Origin of the sequence: Pontibacter silvestris, from assembly GCF_020907275.1 — a bacterium.
Lineage (GTDB): Bacteria > Bacteroidota > Bacteroidia > Cytophagales > Hymenobacteraceae > Pontibacter > Pontibacter silvestris.
Map to the genome: position 1 here is coordinate 11,401 of NZ_JAJJWI010000002.1, position 16,344 is coordinate 27,744.

At 41.8% G+C, this 16,344-nt stretch carries 12 protein-coding genes; 5 read left to right on the plus strand and 7 right to left on the minus strand.

Annotation, left to right across the window (positions count from 1 at the left end):
• Positions 1 to 62: 62 nt before the first annotated feature.
• From LN995_RS01780 to LN995_RS21985, 7 genes are all read right to left on the minus strand, one after another.
• The gene (locus LN995_RS01780; protein ID WP_229957811.1) at positions 63 to 1,949 is read right to left on the minus strand and encodes a DUF389 domain-containing protein; all 1,887 of its coding nucleotides are present in this window, start codon (positions 1,947 to 1,949) and stop codon (positions 63 to 65) included.
• Between the two features lie 323 nt (positions 1,950 to 2,272).
• Positions 2,273 to 3,202, minus strand: coding sequence for a bifunctional riboflavin kinase/FAD synthetase (locus LN995_RS01785; RefSeq protein ID WP_229957813.1), 930 nt, complete (start codon positions 3,200 to 3,202; stop codon positions 2,273 to 2,275).
• The gene (gene truB, locus LN995_RS01790) at positions 3,186 to 3,881 is read right to left on the minus strand and encodes a tRNA pseudouridine(55) synthase TruB (RefSeq protein ID WP_229957814.1); all 696 of its coding nucleotides are present in this window, start codon (positions 3,879 to 3,881) and stop codon (positions 3,186 to 3,188) included. The genes LN995_RS01785 and truB overlap by 17 nt, the downstream gene beginning before the upstream one ends.
• Before the next feature lie 3 nt (positions 3,882 to 3,884).
• Positions 3,885 to 4,718 (minus strand): undecaprenyl-diphosphate phosphatase, encoded by an 834-nt coding sequence (locus LN995_RS01795; protein ID WP_229957815.1) that lies wholly within the window; start codon positions 4,716 to 4,718, stop codon positions 3,885 to 3,887.
• Positions 4,718 to 4,936 carry a DUF3098 domain-containing protein gene (locus tag LN995_RS01800; RefSeq protein WP_229957817.1) on the minus strand — a complete coding sequence of 73 codons (219 nt, stop codon included), beginning with the start codon at positions 4,934 to 4,936 and terminating at the stop codon, positions 4,718 to 4,720. The genes LN995_RS01795 and LN995_RS01800 overlap by 1 nt, the downstream gene beginning before the upstream one ends.
• Before the next feature lie 2 nt (positions 4,937 to 4,938).
• The gene (locus LN995_RS01805) at positions 4,939 to 5,838 is read right to left on the minus strand and encodes a cell division protein FtsX (protein WP_229957820.1); all 900 of its coding nucleotides are present in this window, start codon (positions 5,836 to 5,838) and stop codon (positions 4,939 to 4,941) included.
• A 114-nt stretch (positions 5,839 to 5,952) separates the two neighbouring features.
• Positions 5,953 to 10,521, minus strand: a complete 4,569-nt coding sequence (locus LN995_RS21985) for a translocation/assembly module TamB domain-containing protein (protein WP_449581077.1) — start codon at positions 10,519 to 10,521, stop codon at positions 5,953 to 5,955.
• Positions 10,522 to 10,524: 3 nt separating this feature from the next.
• On the opposite strand from LN995_RS21985, the gene tsaD reads away from it, so the two are divergent.
• From tsaD to rpsA, 5 genes are all read left to right on the plus strand, one after another.
• Positions 10,525 to 11,544, plus strand: a complete 1,020-nt coding sequence (gene tsaD / locus LN995_RS01815; RefSeq protein WP_229957824.1) for a tRNA (adenosine(37)-N6)-threonylcarbamoyltransferase complex transferase subunit TsaD — start codon at positions 10,525 to 10,527, stop codon at positions 11,542 to 11,544.
• A 341-nt stretch (positions 11,545 to 11,885) separates the two neighbouring features.
• Entirely contained in the window at positions 11,886 to 12,353 is a 468-nt protein-coding gene (gene smpB / locus LN995_RS01820; protein ID WP_229957826.1) for an SsrA-binding protein SmpB, read from the plus strand.
• Positions 12,354 to 12,501: 148 nt separating this feature from the next.
• Complete coding sequence (locus tag LN995_RS01825) at positions 12,502 to 13,275, plus strand: C40 family peptidase (protein ID WP_229957828.1); 774 nt, start codon at positions 12,502 to 12,504, stop codon at positions 13,273 to 13,275.
• An 83-nt stretch (positions 13,276 to 13,358) separates the two neighbouring features.
• The gene (locus LN995_RS01830) at positions 13,359 to 13,862 is read left to right on the plus strand and encodes an HNH endonuclease (RefSeq protein ID WP_229957830.1); all 504 of its coding nucleotides are present in this window, start codon (positions 13,359 to 13,361) and stop codon (positions 13,860 to 13,862) included.
• A gap of 426 nt (positions 13,863 to 14,288) precedes the next feature.
• Positions 14,289 to 16,178, plus strand: a complete 1,890-nt coding sequence (gene rpsA, locus LN995_RS01835) for a 30S ribosomal protein S1 (RefSeq protein ID WP_229957832.1) — start codon at positions 14,289 to 14,291, stop codon at positions 16,176 to 16,178.
• The last annotated feature ends 166 nt before the right edge of the window (positions 16,179 to 16,344 follow it).

Genomic DNA, 16,344 nt, shown 5'->3' on the forward strand with positions numbered 1-16,344 from the left:
ACTTGAGTATACGGCTCTTTTTATATCAGGTAGAAGATGTTAAGGCAGAACTATATGTACTTTTATCTCCGTAACCTCACCATCACCTCCAGCTGTACATCCTGACCTATTCGCGAAGCTATTGCTTTCTTTATTTTCTCAATATCATTATAATCTACGGGTTTATCAGAAACCAGCGTCACACTAAGGGTCATAGGGTTTCTCTCCCGAACAACTGCTACATGTTTTATGGTGATGTTGTCTATTTTAAGGTTATTTACTGATCTGGTAACATTATAATTTCTTACCATGGCCATAGAGCCATAGCCTAGCGGCAGACTCACAATAATTACAATAGCCAGAGAAACAAGCAGCCCTTTTTTTGCCAATATAAAAGGGCTAAAGCCTAATAACATGAATGTAACAGTGCCCGCCAATACAATACCTGCCAAGTTTGTCATAAAAAGCAACAAGGCTCCTGTAAATACTTCCCAGTCTGCCCAGCCAAGGCCAATGCCTGAAACAGCAAGTGGCGGAACAAGTGCTACAGCAATGGCTACTCCGGCAAGGGTTTTTGCTACTTCTTCGCGTGCATGGGCGTAAGCTCCGGCTATACCCGATACAATAGCTATCCCAAGGTCAAGCAGGTTAGGCCTGATACGGGCTGTAATCTCTTCGTTGATATCATGCAGGGGCATAAGAAGGGTAACAAATACAGCTGCCAAATAACTTACCAGTAATCCATAACCGATTGTTTTGGCACTTGTAAAAGCGAGGCTCTTTTCCTGCCGCAAAACACCCATAGATAATGAAATAATAGGAGCCATAAGAGGTGCCAATATCATAGCTCCGATAATAACGGGAGATGAGTTAGAAAACAGCCCTAAGGTTGCCAGTAATGTAGACAGCACCATTAGGGTCAGAAAAGAACCGGATACCTTGGCGTTCACTCTAAGTATGGAGAATAAACCTTTAAACTCTTCAGTTGAGGCATGGTAAATCAGAGACAGTGGCTGGGCGGTTAACTCCTGCAAATAAGCTTCTCCTTTGGGCAGTTTGTCAATTTTAAACTTGTCCTGTGGCTCTCCTGCCTGGTTATCTACTGCCAGGTAGCGCCCAGGAATTATGAGCAGTTTGTTTTCGCTGATACCCAGTTCAATTTCCTTAGCACTCATCAGGTTGTTATCCTGAGAAAAGTCCATGGGGGCCGGGCTACTTATTATGACAGACCTTGTTTTAATATGCCCGATAAAGGAGGGGAGCTTAAGGCTGTTATGATTCTTAAACAACGATACAAATGAAAAACGTATCAATTGCATCACACTTTTAGGTGCCAGGACAAGGGCATGTAAACGATTATCATTTATAAAGGAGCCTTTCAGCAATGTTCGGGAAAAGAGCGAACTTTTGCCATGCAAAACAGCGACAATACCCAGTGCAGCTGTTTTAACCGGAGGTTTGTTTTCCGCTGTAATGGTGAAAGCACGTGGCACAAGCGATTTAGACTGTGTCAGAGCGCTTCCTGACTTTTCCAGTTTTGAAAGCAGCGTATTTTTAGAAACACTCCCAGACATCATGCTCAGGCTATTCCCAATTACAACTTTATTAAACACTGGCCGCCCATTACAAAGCAGCAGGTCTGCTTTGGTGCCCTTATCAGTTAAAAGAACATCTTCAACAGCTTCAGCTAAGGTGCCAGAGACGCCATAACCTTCTCCTGCCTCTTTCATGTCAGGGTGAGGTAGAAAACCTAGTGTCCATTTCTTCTCAGAGGCAGTAGTAATTATTTCTGCTAACTGAGCATCGCTCAGGTATGTAACAACTAAACTTTCTGGCTCTATGTCGTCACAGTTGGGGTTGTGCTGTCGGAAAGGAACTGGTCTAACAATGGATTTATCAAACGCAGGTATAACCTTCTCCTTAACATTCGTCTCCTCTAACTGGTCGTAAATCAATGTTATTTGCTTCATTTATGTTTATATGAGCTAGTAAATTCTTGAGTTTTTTTGCAGGCCCCTCAAAGGAACGTTTGATGTCCTGCTTTGTGATAAAAGCCTATAACTTACTCTTCATTTGCGTTTACTGTTTCCTATGTTAGCAAGTATTTTTTCAAACTGATGATTTGAGTTTTTTCAAGAGCTACAGCAACTATGCACGTGCTATAAGTTTAAATAAGCTAGGGGAGAGGTAGTAAAAAAATTATAGGCTTGAACACCAAGAGATATACAGCAAAAACAGCAACCATAATAATTAGCTGCTGTTTGTAAATAATGTGTCGAAGAAATGGATTAGACTAACCTTTTAATAAACGACTTGTTTCATCTTTATCTAGTGCAAGCTGTGCTTTCAATGCATCTAAGCCATCAAATTTTTGCTCTTCGCGTAGGCGTTGTACGAATTCAATGGTTATGGTTTGTCCGTATATATCACGGTTAAAGTTAAGGATATTTACTTCTAAGGTTACTTGTTTTCCGCTTACAGTTGGGCGTGTTCCTATATTCATCATACCCTGGAACCGCTCGCTTTCTACCTGTACCCACACAGCATACACGCCATTGGCTGGAACAAGCTTATGTGCTTCAGGGTGTGCTAAGTTGGCTGTAGGAAACCCAATGGTGCGGCCTAATTTATTTCCTTCTACTACTGTGGATGTAATAGTATAGTGCCTGCCCAGGTATTTGCTAGCTGTACGGACCTTACCTGACTCCAGTGCTTTCCTTATTTTCGTAGAGCTGACACCAATATCATCTATATCTTGCCTGGGAATCTCTTCCACCTCAAAGCCGTACTGTTGCGAACGTAATTTAAGATGCTCAAAGCTGCCTTCGCGGTTTTTGCCGAAACGATGGTCGTAGCCAATGATCAGTACTTTTGTGTTTATGGCTCTAACCAAAACATCCGTAACAAAACTACGGGATGTCATGCGGGAAAATTCTTTTGTAAATGGAATAATGAGCAGGTAATCTACGCCGAATTTACGTAACTGCTCTATTCTCTCCTCAATAGTAGAAAGTAACTTCAGGTTATTATCTTCAGGGAATAGCACCAGGCGGGGGTGAGGCCAGAATGTTATAACTACGCTCTGACCATTGGACTGACGGGCACGCTCAAGCACGCGCTTCAGAATTTTCTGGTGCCCTACATGAACACCATCAAAAGTGCCGCTGGTAACAACGGGATAGCTAAGGTTTGGGAATTGGCTTATATCACGAATTACTTCCATCCGCTTCTATTTGTGCTCTTCTTATCTCCTGAATATCTTGAATGGTAAGGGCGTCTTCTAATTTGTATTCTCCAATACGCGTACGTATTAAAGAGGATAAGTGGGCACCGTAACCTAACTTTTGTCCGAGATCATGGGCAAGGCTGCGAATGTAAGTTCCTTTGGTGCAAACTACTTTAAATGCTACCTCTGCTCCATCTATAGAAACAATATCGAAAGATTTAACGGTGATGGAGCGGGGCTTTAGCTCAGCTGATTTACCCTTGCGGGCCAGGTCATAGGCTCTTTTACCATCTACCATTACGGCAGAATAAAGAGGCGGTACCTGTTCTATGGTGCCTACAAAGCTATGGGCTGCTTCGTAAATAGCTTTTGGTGTAATGGCGCTGATGTCGCAGGTTTCACTTACAGGAGTCTCTCTGTCGTAAGAGGGGGTTGTCTGGCCAATAGTTATTGTGCCTGTATACTCTTTCTCCTGATTCTGTATTTCTTCAATACGCTTCGTAAACTTGCCTGTGCAAAGTATGAGTAAGCCCGATGCCAGAGGGTCTAAAGTGCCGGCATGCCCGATTTTCTTTACACGCAGTGTATTGCGCACTTTTTTTACCACATCAAAAGATGTCCAGTCAAGTGGCTTGTCAATTAAAAGAATCTCGCCTGCGGCAAAATCATATGTCATAGTTTATACTCTTAAATCCACTCCCATCGCCATAAGCGCCAGAATGGTAATACCTACAGCTATTCTATAATAGCCAAAAAGCTTGAACCCGTACTTTGTTAAAAAGTTAATGAAGAAACGAATAGCAAACAAGGCTACTATAAAACCTACCACGTTTCCAATCAGCAACAGTTTTAAGTCTTCGGGTTTAATTATTTCAAAGCCATGTTGAATTTTAGGCCAGTCAAATTTTACAATGTCCGATACCTCCAGCTGCAGCAGATCTGTGATAAGTTTATAGACTCCGGCAGCCAGCATAGTTGGCACAGCCAGGAAGAAAGAAAACTCCGCGGCCGCTTTTCTGTTGATGCCCTGCGATAAGCCGCCTATAATAGAGGCTGCTGAGCGTGACACACCCGGTATCATGGCTATACATTGGAAAAACCCAATCACCAGCGCGTTTTTATAGCTTATAAAACTTTCATTGGCGTTGGAGAACCACTTATCTACATATATAAGAACGAACCCACCTATTATAAGCATGGTAGCCGTGATTGTAATGCTCTCAAGCATAGCATCTATGATGTCGTTCAAAGCAAAGCCTATAACAGCTGCTGGTACAAAGGCAAGAATCAGCTTTTTATAGAACTCAAAGCTCTGCACAAAACGCTTCCAGTACAGCACTACAACAGACAGTATGGTACCAAACTGGATGTTTACTTCGAAGATTTTGGTTATTGGCAACTCGTTTATCCCCATCAGGCTGGAGGCGATAATCATATGGCCTGTAGAGGAAACCGGTAAGAATTCTGTAAGTCCTTCAATAATGGCTAAGATAACAGCCTGCAAATAGCTCATTAATCCTCCTGCGTTTTATCTTTTACCATTATTGCAAAGAACTCGATGATGAAGCCGACCACCACCAGAATCGGGCCTAAGGTTATTCCTAAAAAGCCAAGACCATATTGTTCCTTGTCCAGGGTCATGATAAAGAACCCGATGGCCAGCACCGCTATGCCCATCAACATCAGGATATAATTTCTCTTGCCGAAAGCAAGCTTATTTTTGTTCTCCATTATTAATAAAGTTCGTCTAATGAAATACTAAGGTATTTTCTTATTGCACGGTACGAGCTTAAAAAACCGATAATACAACCTAAAATAATCAGCGCGCCCATTAGCATATAAGTCTGGTCCAGGTCCTGAAGCAGCTGTAGCTCCGTTATTTCATGATAAGCGTATTGCATTAGGGCAAAAAGTGCTACCGAAGCCAGTATCCCACTCATAATACCTTGCCACACAGCCCGGTTCAGAAAAGGGCGCTGAATAAAGAATGAAGTTGCGCCGACTAACTGCATGCTCCTGATCAGGAAACGTTGGGAAAAAAGCGCAAGCTTTATAGTGTTGTTTATTAATATGATAACTGATAGTACCAGGATAGTTGCAAAGCCAAGCAAAACAAAGCTGATTTTTTTGATATTGCTGTTAATAGATTCTATCAGGCTCTCTACGTATTGCACTTCATAAACACCGTCAACATCCTCCAGGTCCAATTTTATACTCTTCAACTCTGGCGAAGTGGAATGGTCTGCGTCTATGCGAAGCACATAAGCATCCCGGAGTGGGTTATCACCTAAGAACTCCATAAAATCTTCGCCTGTTTCGTCTAAAAATGCTTTGGCACCTTCTTCTTTAGATATAAAACGCACTTGGGCTGTGTCGCCTTTGTAAGCAACATACTCTTTGGCTGTAAATGTTTTCTGTAGACGGTCTAACTGTACTTCTGTCAGGCCTTTATCTAGGTAGACCTGCATTTCTATACTCTCCTTCACTATATTGGATAACCTGCCTGCATGTATTAGCAACAACCCGAACAGCCCGATAACAAAAAGGGCCAGCGAGATGCTGAACACAACCATTAAGTGTGGATAGCTCCCGAGCTTTTTCTTCTTTACAAGTTTTCTGTTAACCTTTGCCATACCTCATGCTTCCTCACAAAAATAGAAATATTATTTGTATATAGAATGTATTATTTAAAGTAGAGTAGCGGTAATATTACAAAAGCCTGCCATTTTACAGGCAGGCTTTCCGTTTTATTGCAGGTTACGGCGAGGGTCCGAATCCAGAATAATGCGTTCCCGCTCTTCTTCCTGCCTTCTGTACCTCCGAGAGTTTCTATTAGCCCCAAACAGCTCCCTCAGGGTATCAAACCGTTTAGTGTGCAGCAAACTGATACTTTGGCTACTGGTTACCCTGGTTCTGCTGGAGAACCCTTGTGGTATAGTATTGTATTCCAGACGTCCTCTGAGTTCACCGCTTCTAGTTATATAATATTCTAAAGACCAATCTCCCTGGTACCTGTTTCTGCCGGAATTTGTGCCGTCACTTGTAGTGCTACCAAAACCTGTCTCACTTGTTACCCGAAGCCTGCCCTGAAAGAACGTATAGCTTAACCTTACCTGTAAGGCTGACAAAGCATCCTGGTCAATGGCATCAAGGCCGATGTCTATTTCGAGGTTACTGTCTATGGTATTCAGGAAGCTGCTCAACTGCCCCGACAAAAGACTGCCTAAACTGCCTCCCACAGCACCTGCGGCTCCTTCGTTAAAGGCCACTGTTCCGACTGGGGATAGTCTACGCAGCACCAGCAAGCTAAATACCTGGCGGTTCAGCTCATTCTCATCGTTCTGGATAGCACTTTTTATAATGTCAACAACCTGTGGTTGCTGTTGTGCCTCATCAAAGCTAAGACCTAATTTAATTTGAGGTGTCAAAATTGGACCGGCGAGGTCTACGACTGCCGTAACAGGAATGCGGGCCGAAAAATCGCTGGACTGGTCGTCTAAGCCTAAGCCTCCGATAGATGCCATTTGCGTATAAGTGGCGGTTAAGTCCATAATGCCGGCTAAAGGGTCGCCGTTCCAGGTGATGGTACCACCAGGTTTTACTTTGAACTCCCGCGTCACCAGCCCTTCCAGCAGGTTAAGGTTGTAAGCTCCTTGTGTAATTTCGAAGTTGCCATACATGTGAAAATCTCCCCGGGTATCGATGGTCATCCTGATGTCGCCATTGCCTGAGCCTCTGATCATGTCACCTGTTGTCCGATCTATCAGTATTTCGAAATAGGCATCATCAGTTACAGCCAGTTCAAAATTCAGGTTTATGCCGGAGAGATCTACCTGCTGATTTACTTCTTCTGTGCCTGCCACGCCTGTTGTGTCATTTAAATTATGATTTACAAAGCGGATAAAATCTTTACGAGCTACGTTGGTTTGGTTGTCCAGCGGTAATACAATACGAGTGTTGGCATTACTACGGGCATCCACGTTTATCTGCAGGTTATCTGTAGGCCCCAATACGCTGGCTGTGCCAGAGGCAAAAGCAGTACCATAGAACAGCTCATTCTGGTTGGCTGTTGTGTTCAGCACCATAAAGTTTCTGTAGCGGGCACTTATATCTAACACCATATTGCTAAAACCATCATGGGCAATACCTCCTGTAACAGTGGCGGTATTGCCGTATATATCCTGCAGGCGGGCATTTCTGAAGCTTATGCTGTTGGCATCAAAATATATCCTGTCTGAGAAGCGGTAAGTGGTGTTCAGGTAATCGAAGGTAAACTGGCCGCTGTTTACCTGAACAGAGCCTTTTAGTACAGGATAGTCTAAGTTACCCAGCACTCTTATTCTGCCGTTCATGGTTCCTTCTAAGTTTGAGAAAATCGGGCGAAGGAAAGGCTCAGCCAATTTTAATTGTGAGTCATCCATTATTGCGAGCAGGTCTAGTTGGTCTTCCGGAGCCTGTGGGTTGTAATTTCCCGTAACAGAAAGAACTTTCTTATTATTCCTGTTAATACCTGCATCCACAGCCATTTGCTGGCGTTCATTGTTCCAGTCTGAGCGACCATTAATATTACCTATAAAGATATTATCCATCTGGAATGAATCCACCTGCATGGTAGAATTGATAACTGCTCTGTTGTAAAAGTCCTGCGCTACTACTTCAGCACTCAAAGAACCATTGAGCTTCATAGAAAGGAGAGGGTTCAGGTTACGCAGGTCGAAGTTGTTTATATTTAATCTTAAGGTACTATTAGGGTCTTCAGATAAAGCCCCCGAAATTTGAATTTCCTGATCCTGATTGGCAATAGAAAAGTTTTCGAAGACAATATGCTTGCCTCCCTGGCTTATGTACACGGTGTTGCCTGGGTTAAACACCCAGGGGGTTTCCAATAAAGTAACGTTTGATTTATCGAATACCAGTTGAACGTAGTTCTGCAGGAAATTAATGTCACCGGTAATAGTGGCACGGCTGTTCTGCTGAGGCTCCCTTAAACTGGTAGCAAAGTCGATGGTGCGTTCGTTCCAGATACCTTCTAAGTAAAAATCTTTTGTATGTGTGTCATTTGACAAAACCTGTTCTCTGGATGTAATAATCAGTGAAGCTAATACGTCTGAACTTTGTTGTAGCTTTGATGTATTTAACTCGATATTACTATTATAAAGGGTAAAGTTATTGTATTGTATAGTATCTAAATTACTATACATATCCAGAATAACCGTATTGCTATGCCTGAAGCTGCCTTCTACCTTGGTGTAATCAGAAATTGACAACTCAGGCAGGTAAAGATGAAGCAGTGGGTTTGCTTGTTTCAGATTGATTTCATAGGCTAAGTTATACTCATCTGTGCGTTGTGGCTTATTATTATAATAAGCCACAGTGGCTGCATCATTACTGTCAAAATTAAGCTTATACTCCTGTACCAGGTTCGATAAATCATCAATCAGGGTACTATAATTGAAATTTCCGCTAACCTGAAGGGTAAGCAGTTCCGAGTTAAGATTAAGGCTGCGTTGCCCTTCAGCTATAACAGACTCTATGGTTACGGAGTCAATGGCAAGATTTTCTCCATTGTACGCTATCTGGGCACTGTCCAGAATGGCCGTTCCTTCAAAAGTATCTAAGCTGAGCCCCTGAAAATTTAAGTTAGCGTTAGTACTAACCATCAAAGGGCTATCTGACAGCTTTAGGGCATGCAGATTTACATGCTCCAAATTAGCATGCATGTTAAATGCCTTGTTACCGGACGCAAGATTAATATCTCCATCAGCTGTAAAAATCAGGTTAGGGTCGTTAACTCCAACATGGCCGGAAAAAGTCTGACGGTTAAGGGTGCCATTTACCTTTATGTTTCGGTAATTGTAATCTATAAGTTGTAGTTGGTTAACAGTGGCATTAAGGTTTAAGTTGGCAGTTTCGAGCGTAAATCCGGAACCTTTTACTCGCCCCTCCATTGACACTGTTTTAATAAGATCAGTATTGTTAACCAACCTGCCCAGTTTAAAGTTGTTTGTTTTAAGATAACCTTCATATGAAGAAGAACGGGTGTCATCGTCAATCTTAAGGTTTATGTCTGATACCACTCTACCCAAGGCGGTGGCAAAGGTCGCATTGGCCACAAAGTCATTGTAGAAACCAAGAAAGCGCCCCTCCAGGTTTACTGTTCCTAAGCGGGCTGCAACGTCGTAGGTGTCTTTAGATAAGAACTGCTTAATATCCCCTGCATTAATAGAGGACGGTTGAAGCCGCACGTTAGCAAAAACCTCTTTAAAGTTAGGAAAACCATCGGCGCTTAAGCTGCCTACAATATGTGTGTGCTGCCCGTAAGCTACATCTATATTTTTGGCAGAAAAGTTATTTGCCTTCCCTGTAATCTCTATTGTATTTACCTGAATGTTTTCATCATATTCTCTTAAAGAAGAGACGAATATGGCTATGTCTTTAGAATATACTTTAGAGTTTTGCAGGTTGGCAGTAACAGTCACGCTATCTATAAACTGGGTAAAGTTTCCAAACCTGTTGTAGTCAAAACGAACAAAGTTCTGCAGATTGCTTTGGTTGATCTGCAGATTAAGATCTGCCCATTCCCAAAAAGTCGGGGCAAAGGTCATGTGGCAATCTAAGTTTTGCAGTTTTGTATCAGAGCGTGTTTCGAATGCGCTAAGGTCGGAGATGTTTACCTTTATGGTGTCACCTAAGTTAATGTCATCAAACTTGCCTGAAATTCTGTCCACTGTCATGTGAACATAATCAATTCCGAATGCATCTTCCGGCTTGTTGAAGTCATCGTAGGTGAAGCGACCATTCTGTACGACTAACTCGTCTAAAGAAAAATTAAATGGCTCTGAAGTTTTTTGCGTGGTGTCCTTGGTAAAAAGATTCCCCAGCGCATTAAAAAAACTGCTAAGGTTTAAAGTGTCTGAACCTTCATAAAAAATAAGGTTGGCTCTTGGCTCCTGAAGCTCCAGCGAAGCAATGGTTAAGGTGTTTGGGTGGAAAATGGAAAAAGTACTGATATTAGCTTCTGTACGGCCAACATAGAACATTTCTTGGTTACGGTAATCAAGTACCTTTACCTGCTCTAGTATTACGTTGCTAAATAATTCTATGTCTACCCGGCCAATGGTAACCTGATGCTTGATTTTATCGGAAAGGTAAGCAGCAGCCTCTTGTGCAACTTTAGTTTGCACAGCTGGTATGCGAATTGCTATAAAAACAACTGCAAATAAGAGCAAAAGGAACAGGATTAGCCCTAAAACTATTTTTAGAACAGCTTTTCCTATAACTTTGAAGTAATTTATTGACTGTTGTTCTTTTTCCAAAAGATGAGCGTACCTACAATTTTAGCTATTGAATCTTCCTGCGACGAAACCTCTGCTTCCGTTATCAGCGGTGGCAAGGTATTGTCGAATATAGTTGCCACCCAGGCCGTACATGAACAGTATGGCGGTGTGGTGCCTGAGCTAGCCTCCCGAGCACACCAGCAGAATTTGATTCCGGTGGTCTCGCAGGCCTTGCTTACGGCAAATGTAACAAAAAGTGAGCTAAAAGCCGTTGCTTTTACCCGAGGGCCTGGTCTGTTAGGCGCTTTGCTAGTAGGCTGTTCTTTTGCCAAGTCTTTTGCTTTGGGCATGAACATTCCTCTAATTGAAGTAAACCATATGCAGGCCCATATCCTAGCGCATTTTATAGACGATCCTAAACCTAGTTTCCCCTTTCTGTGCCTTACCGTTAGTGGCGGACACACACAAATTGTGCTGGTAAAAGATTATCTGGATATGGAGGTTATTGGCCTTACAACAGATGATGCCGTGGGGGAGGCATTTGATAAAACTGCCAAAATGCTTGGCTTGCCTTATCCCGGTGGGCCTATGCTGGATAAGACTGCAGCACTTGGTAACCCTGATGCCTTTGCCTTTCCGGTTGGCAATATGCCCGGTTATAATTATTCATTTAGTGGCATTAAAACTTCTGTTCTTTATTTTCTAAAAGACAAAACGAAAGACAACCCTGATTTCGTACCGGAGAACCTGCCGGATATTTGCGCCAGCGTGCAGAAGACACTTATAAAGACTTTGCTCAAGAAACTGGTTCAGGCATCTAAAGACCTAAATATAAATGAAATTGCTATAGCTGGTGGTGTTTCGGCTAATACAGGTTTACGGCAGACTTTGCAGGACTTTGCAAAAAAGTATAAGTGGAATGTGTATGTCCCGGCTTTTGAGTATTGCACCGATAATGCAGCTATGATTGCCATGGCAGCTCATTTTCAATACCTTAAAGATGATTTTGCTACGCAGTATGTAAGCCCGGAGCCGAAGCTGAAGATTCATTCAGCTTTGTAGCCGTAGAATGCCTTGTATAGCAGTGGCAATGAGATGAGCTGTCATATCATCTTAGGTTGTAGATAAATAAAAATGTGTGTTGGGAAAGAAAGAATTAACCTTGGATTTGTTGCTCTTTGTTACTGAATAATGTTGTCATTTTATGTTTAAACTGCTGCTCTTGTATTGAATAAAAAGTTTAATAATTGCGGGTATTTTATTGATTTTTAATGCTTTATGATTTTAAATATAGTTGTTCATGTAGTGTGCTTCATTTAAAAAGCAGAGCTGCTACTTGTAGTTTAACAAAGATTCTAATTGATTATAAATCAGCCGAGATTTTGGCTTCTAATATTATTTGAATGGCGAAAGAGAAAGAGAGGATAAAGAAGCACGTGAATATCGTTAACCGACGTGCCTCCTTTGAATATCAGTTCCTGGATAAATATACTGCAGGCATCATGCTGAAAGGTACCGAGATTAAGTCGATAAGAGAAGGGAAGGTAAACATGCAGGAGGGGTATTGTGTTTTCCTAAACGGGGAACTGTGGTTGCACAACATGCATATTTCAACCTACACAGAAGGAACCTACAATAACCACGAGCCAACACGTGCCCGCAAGCTTTTGCTTAGTAAAAAGGAACTTCGCAAGCTGGAAGTTAATGCACAGGAGCAGGGGGTAACTATTATTCCTGTCCGGGTATTTATTAGTGATAGAGGCTTTGCAAAGGTTGAAATTGCCTTGGCCCGTGGTAAAAAACTGTACGATAAACGTCAGGACATTAAAGAAAAGGATGTCAAACGGGAAATGGATAGAAGCGGTTATTAACGTTTTGGATTCAAAGTTATAAATGAAATTTAAGAAATGTTACTCGTTTATAACAGTATTAAAATATAGTTCTTTTTATAACTTGCCAACTTAGAGGGGACTATTGGAATTGCGCCCTTTCATAATTCTAATTCAAAATTAAAAAAGAGTGGACTACGGAATTTGTATGCTTAGCTTGGTGCCTATGCGTGCCGAAACCTCAGACAAAGCTGAAATTGTATCTCAAATGCTTTTCGGCGAGTGTTATGAAGTCATTTGCAAGCAGGATAACTGGTATAAGATTCAGTTGGCAACAGATGGGTACAGTGGATGGATTGACTTTAAGCAGCACACGCCGGTTTCAGTTCAGTATTATCAGGAGTGGATGACTGCAAAGCATCCGAGGGTAATGGACCTTGTTCAATTTGTGAATGGTAAAGACTATAGAATTCCAGTTGGTATTGGCTGTTACCTTCCCTTTTATAATGGAACTGAAATCAGGGTGAATGATAAGTTCTATAGTTATAGCGGAAAGTGTTCAACTATAGAATTGTATAATGATATAGATGAGCTTTTAAAGGTAGCAGCTAATTTCCTGAAGGCTCCTTATCTATGGGGGGGGAAATCAATATTCGGGATTGATTGCTCTGGTTTTGTACAACAGGTTTACGGCATTTGTGGCTACCAATTACCTCGTGATGCAAGTCAGCAGATAGCTCATGGTAAAGAGGTTTATTTCGTTAACCAGACTCAACCTGGAGATTTGGCTTATTTCTCTAATAGTGATGGACGCATTATTCATGTCGGGCTTTTGCTCGAAGATCAGAAGATTATGCATGCCAGCGGAGAGGTTCGCATTGATACTTTAGACCATAATGGTATTTACCGGACAGATTTCAAACGCTACTCTCATAACTTACGCAGCATTAAGCGTATCCTTTAGTCTTTTTTCTTATTTCTCAGGGTTTTACTATATACTATAGCTTATATTTTCGTAAAAGCTAAGCATACCTTTAGTGTTTAGCCATGAGAGATAAAGCCCTAATCCTCAACCAAGACTATAGTGCTATTGCTGTCTGTACTATTCAAAAAGCGTTTCTGCTTGTTTATCTTCAGAAGGCAGAGCTTGTTTCTAAAGCAGAAGGTGCTTTTTTGCACTCCATTAGCCATTCTTTTCCTGTTCCGTCTGTTATCCGTTTGCAGCGATATGTAAAGGTGCCGTACTATGGCATTTCCCTAAGCAGGCACAATATCATGCGGCGCGACAGTTATGTTTGCCAGTATTGTGGTTCTATGAAGAACCTTACGCTTGATCACCTGCTGCCACGCTCACGGGGAGGGGCGACTAACTGGTTAAATTTAGTAACTGCCTGTTCTCGCTGTAATACGCGAAAAGGCGATCGTACTCCGGAAGAGGCAGGTCTTAAACTACAGCAGAAGCCTGTCAAACCATCTCTTCAGTCTTTTCTGCAACTTCACCTGGATAACCATAACCACGACTGGCGCATTTATCTAGGAATAGAAAATTAATACTTACTGCTGTTGATTATTATAATTTAAAATTGTTAAATATATGATATAAAGATTGTTGATGTATACTTGTGTAAGTATTAGTTTAAGGGCTACTTTTTGAATTAGGATTTCAGAAATGCAGGATTTAAGTAATTAAAGTGTTAAAACATTGCTGTATCTGTTAATTAACTATTCAAAAACTACTAACACTTTTGAAAATCTTTGATAGAGCCTCAATTGGTGTCGGTTTTGTTTAGCTATACTTCTCAAAATCAGTTTACTAAATTTTATATGTCAACTAGTGTCACAGTTGGCTATTGTTACAAATTTTGTTACTTTTGCATTTCATTCGGGTGAATGATCCTGGTTTATCGGGAAATGTAAAATTAAACCAAACCGGTCTATTGCTCTAAACCGGTGGCTACATCAGAGCAAATTATTTATATGAGTAATTCTCCAGATAATTTTGATTGGGACAAGTTTGAGTCTCAAGGTTTCGGCGCTGGTTACAGCAAATCTGAGAAAGCCGAAATGGAACAAATGTACGACGACACCCTGACTACTGTACAGGAGCAGGAGGTTGTTACTGGAACTGTTGTTGGTATCACTGATCGTGACGTGATTCTTAACATCGGTTTCAAATCTGATGGCTTGGTGCCAGTTTCAGAATTCAGAGACCTTCCTGATCTGAAACCAGGTGATCAGGTTGAAGTATTTATTGAAGACCAGGAAGATCCAAACGGTCAGCTTATCTTGTCTCGCAAGAAAGCTAAAATCGTTTCTGCCTGGGCTAAAATTTACGATGCGCTTGAGAACGACAACGTTCTGGAGGGTGTTGTTAAGAGAAGAACTAAAGGTGGTCTTATCATGGACCTGTATGGCGTTGAAGCCTTCTTGCCTGGCTCTCAAATTGACGTGAAGCCAATTCGTGACTTCGACGTATTTGTTGGTAAGAAAATGGAAGTGAAAGTTGTGAAAATCAATGCCGCTTTCGACAACGTAGTTGTTTCTCACAAAGTACTGATCGAGAAAGATCTGGAGCAGCAGCGTGCCGCTATCCTGAACAACCTGGAAAAAGGTCAGGTATTGGAAGGCGTTATCAAGAACATGACAAACTTTGGTGTGTTCATCGACCTTGGTGGCGTAGATGGTCTGCTTCACATTACAGATATCTCTTGGGGACGTATTAACCACCCAGAAGAAGTATTGAACCTTGACCAGAAACTGAATGTGGTAGTTCTTGACTTCGACGAAGACAAGAAACGTATCTCTCTTGGTATGAAGCAGCTTACGCCGCACCCTTGGGATGCACTTCCTGCTGAGGTTGAGGTTGGTTCAAGAGTACAAGGTAAAATCGTTAACGTGGCTGATTACGGCGCATTCCTGGAATTAATGCCAGGAGTTGAAGGTCTGATCCACGTTTCTGAAATGTCATGGTCTCAGCACCTGCGTAACCCACAAGACTTCATCAAACAAGGCGATGAGGTTGAGGCAGTTGTGTTGACTCTTGATAGAGAAGAGCGTAAAATGTCTCTTGGTATTAAGCAGCTTACTGAAGATCCTTGGACTAAAGAAGATGTGTTAACGAAGTATGCAGTAGGCACGAAGCACACTGGCGTAGTTCGAAACCTGACTAACTTCGGTCTGTTCTTAGAATTGGAAGAAGGCGTAGACGGCCTTGTACACGTATCTGACTTGAGCTGGACTAAGAAAATTAAGCACCCATCTGAGTTCGTTAAAGTTGGTGATAACCTGGATGTGATTGTTCTTGAGCTGGATGTTCCTAACAGAAGACTTGCTTTAGGTCATAAACAACTGGAAGAGAACCCTTGGGATACTTTTGAAACTGTGTTCAACATTGGTTCTGTACACAAAGCTACTGTTCTTGAGAAATCTGACAGAGGTGCTGTACTGGAACTTCCTTATGGTATCGAAGGTTTTGCTTTCCCTAAAGGTTTAACTAAAGAAGACGGTTCTCAGGTTGAAGTTGGCGAAAGCATTGACTTCAAAGTAGCTGAATTCTCTAAAGAAGACCGCAAAATTATTCTTTCTCATACTGCTACTCACACTGAGAGCGCAGATGCTGCAAGAGTAGCAAAAGCTACTAAGAAAGCGACACCTGCTGCTGGTGAGACAAAAGCTCCTAAAGCTCCTAAAGTTCAAAAAGAGGCTGACCGTTCAACTCTTGGTGACCTGGATGCTCTATCTGCGTTGAAAGAGCAAATGATGGAGAATGAAAAAGAAGCTGGTGTTAAAAAGTTAGAGGCTGCTGCTGCTAAAAAAGCAAAAGACTCTAACGACGACGATGCTTCTGAAGAAGAAAACAATGCTTAGTTAGCTTAAGCTTGTTATATAATAGAAGAGGCCCTGGAGAAATCCAGGGCTTTTTTTGTACTTGCCAGCGTCGTGTTAGCTGTTACTTTACCTGTTTTATAATTTAAGTTATTACAAGCTTAAGCCTTCATAGTTTTTACATGTTTTATTAGAAACCATTAGAGCG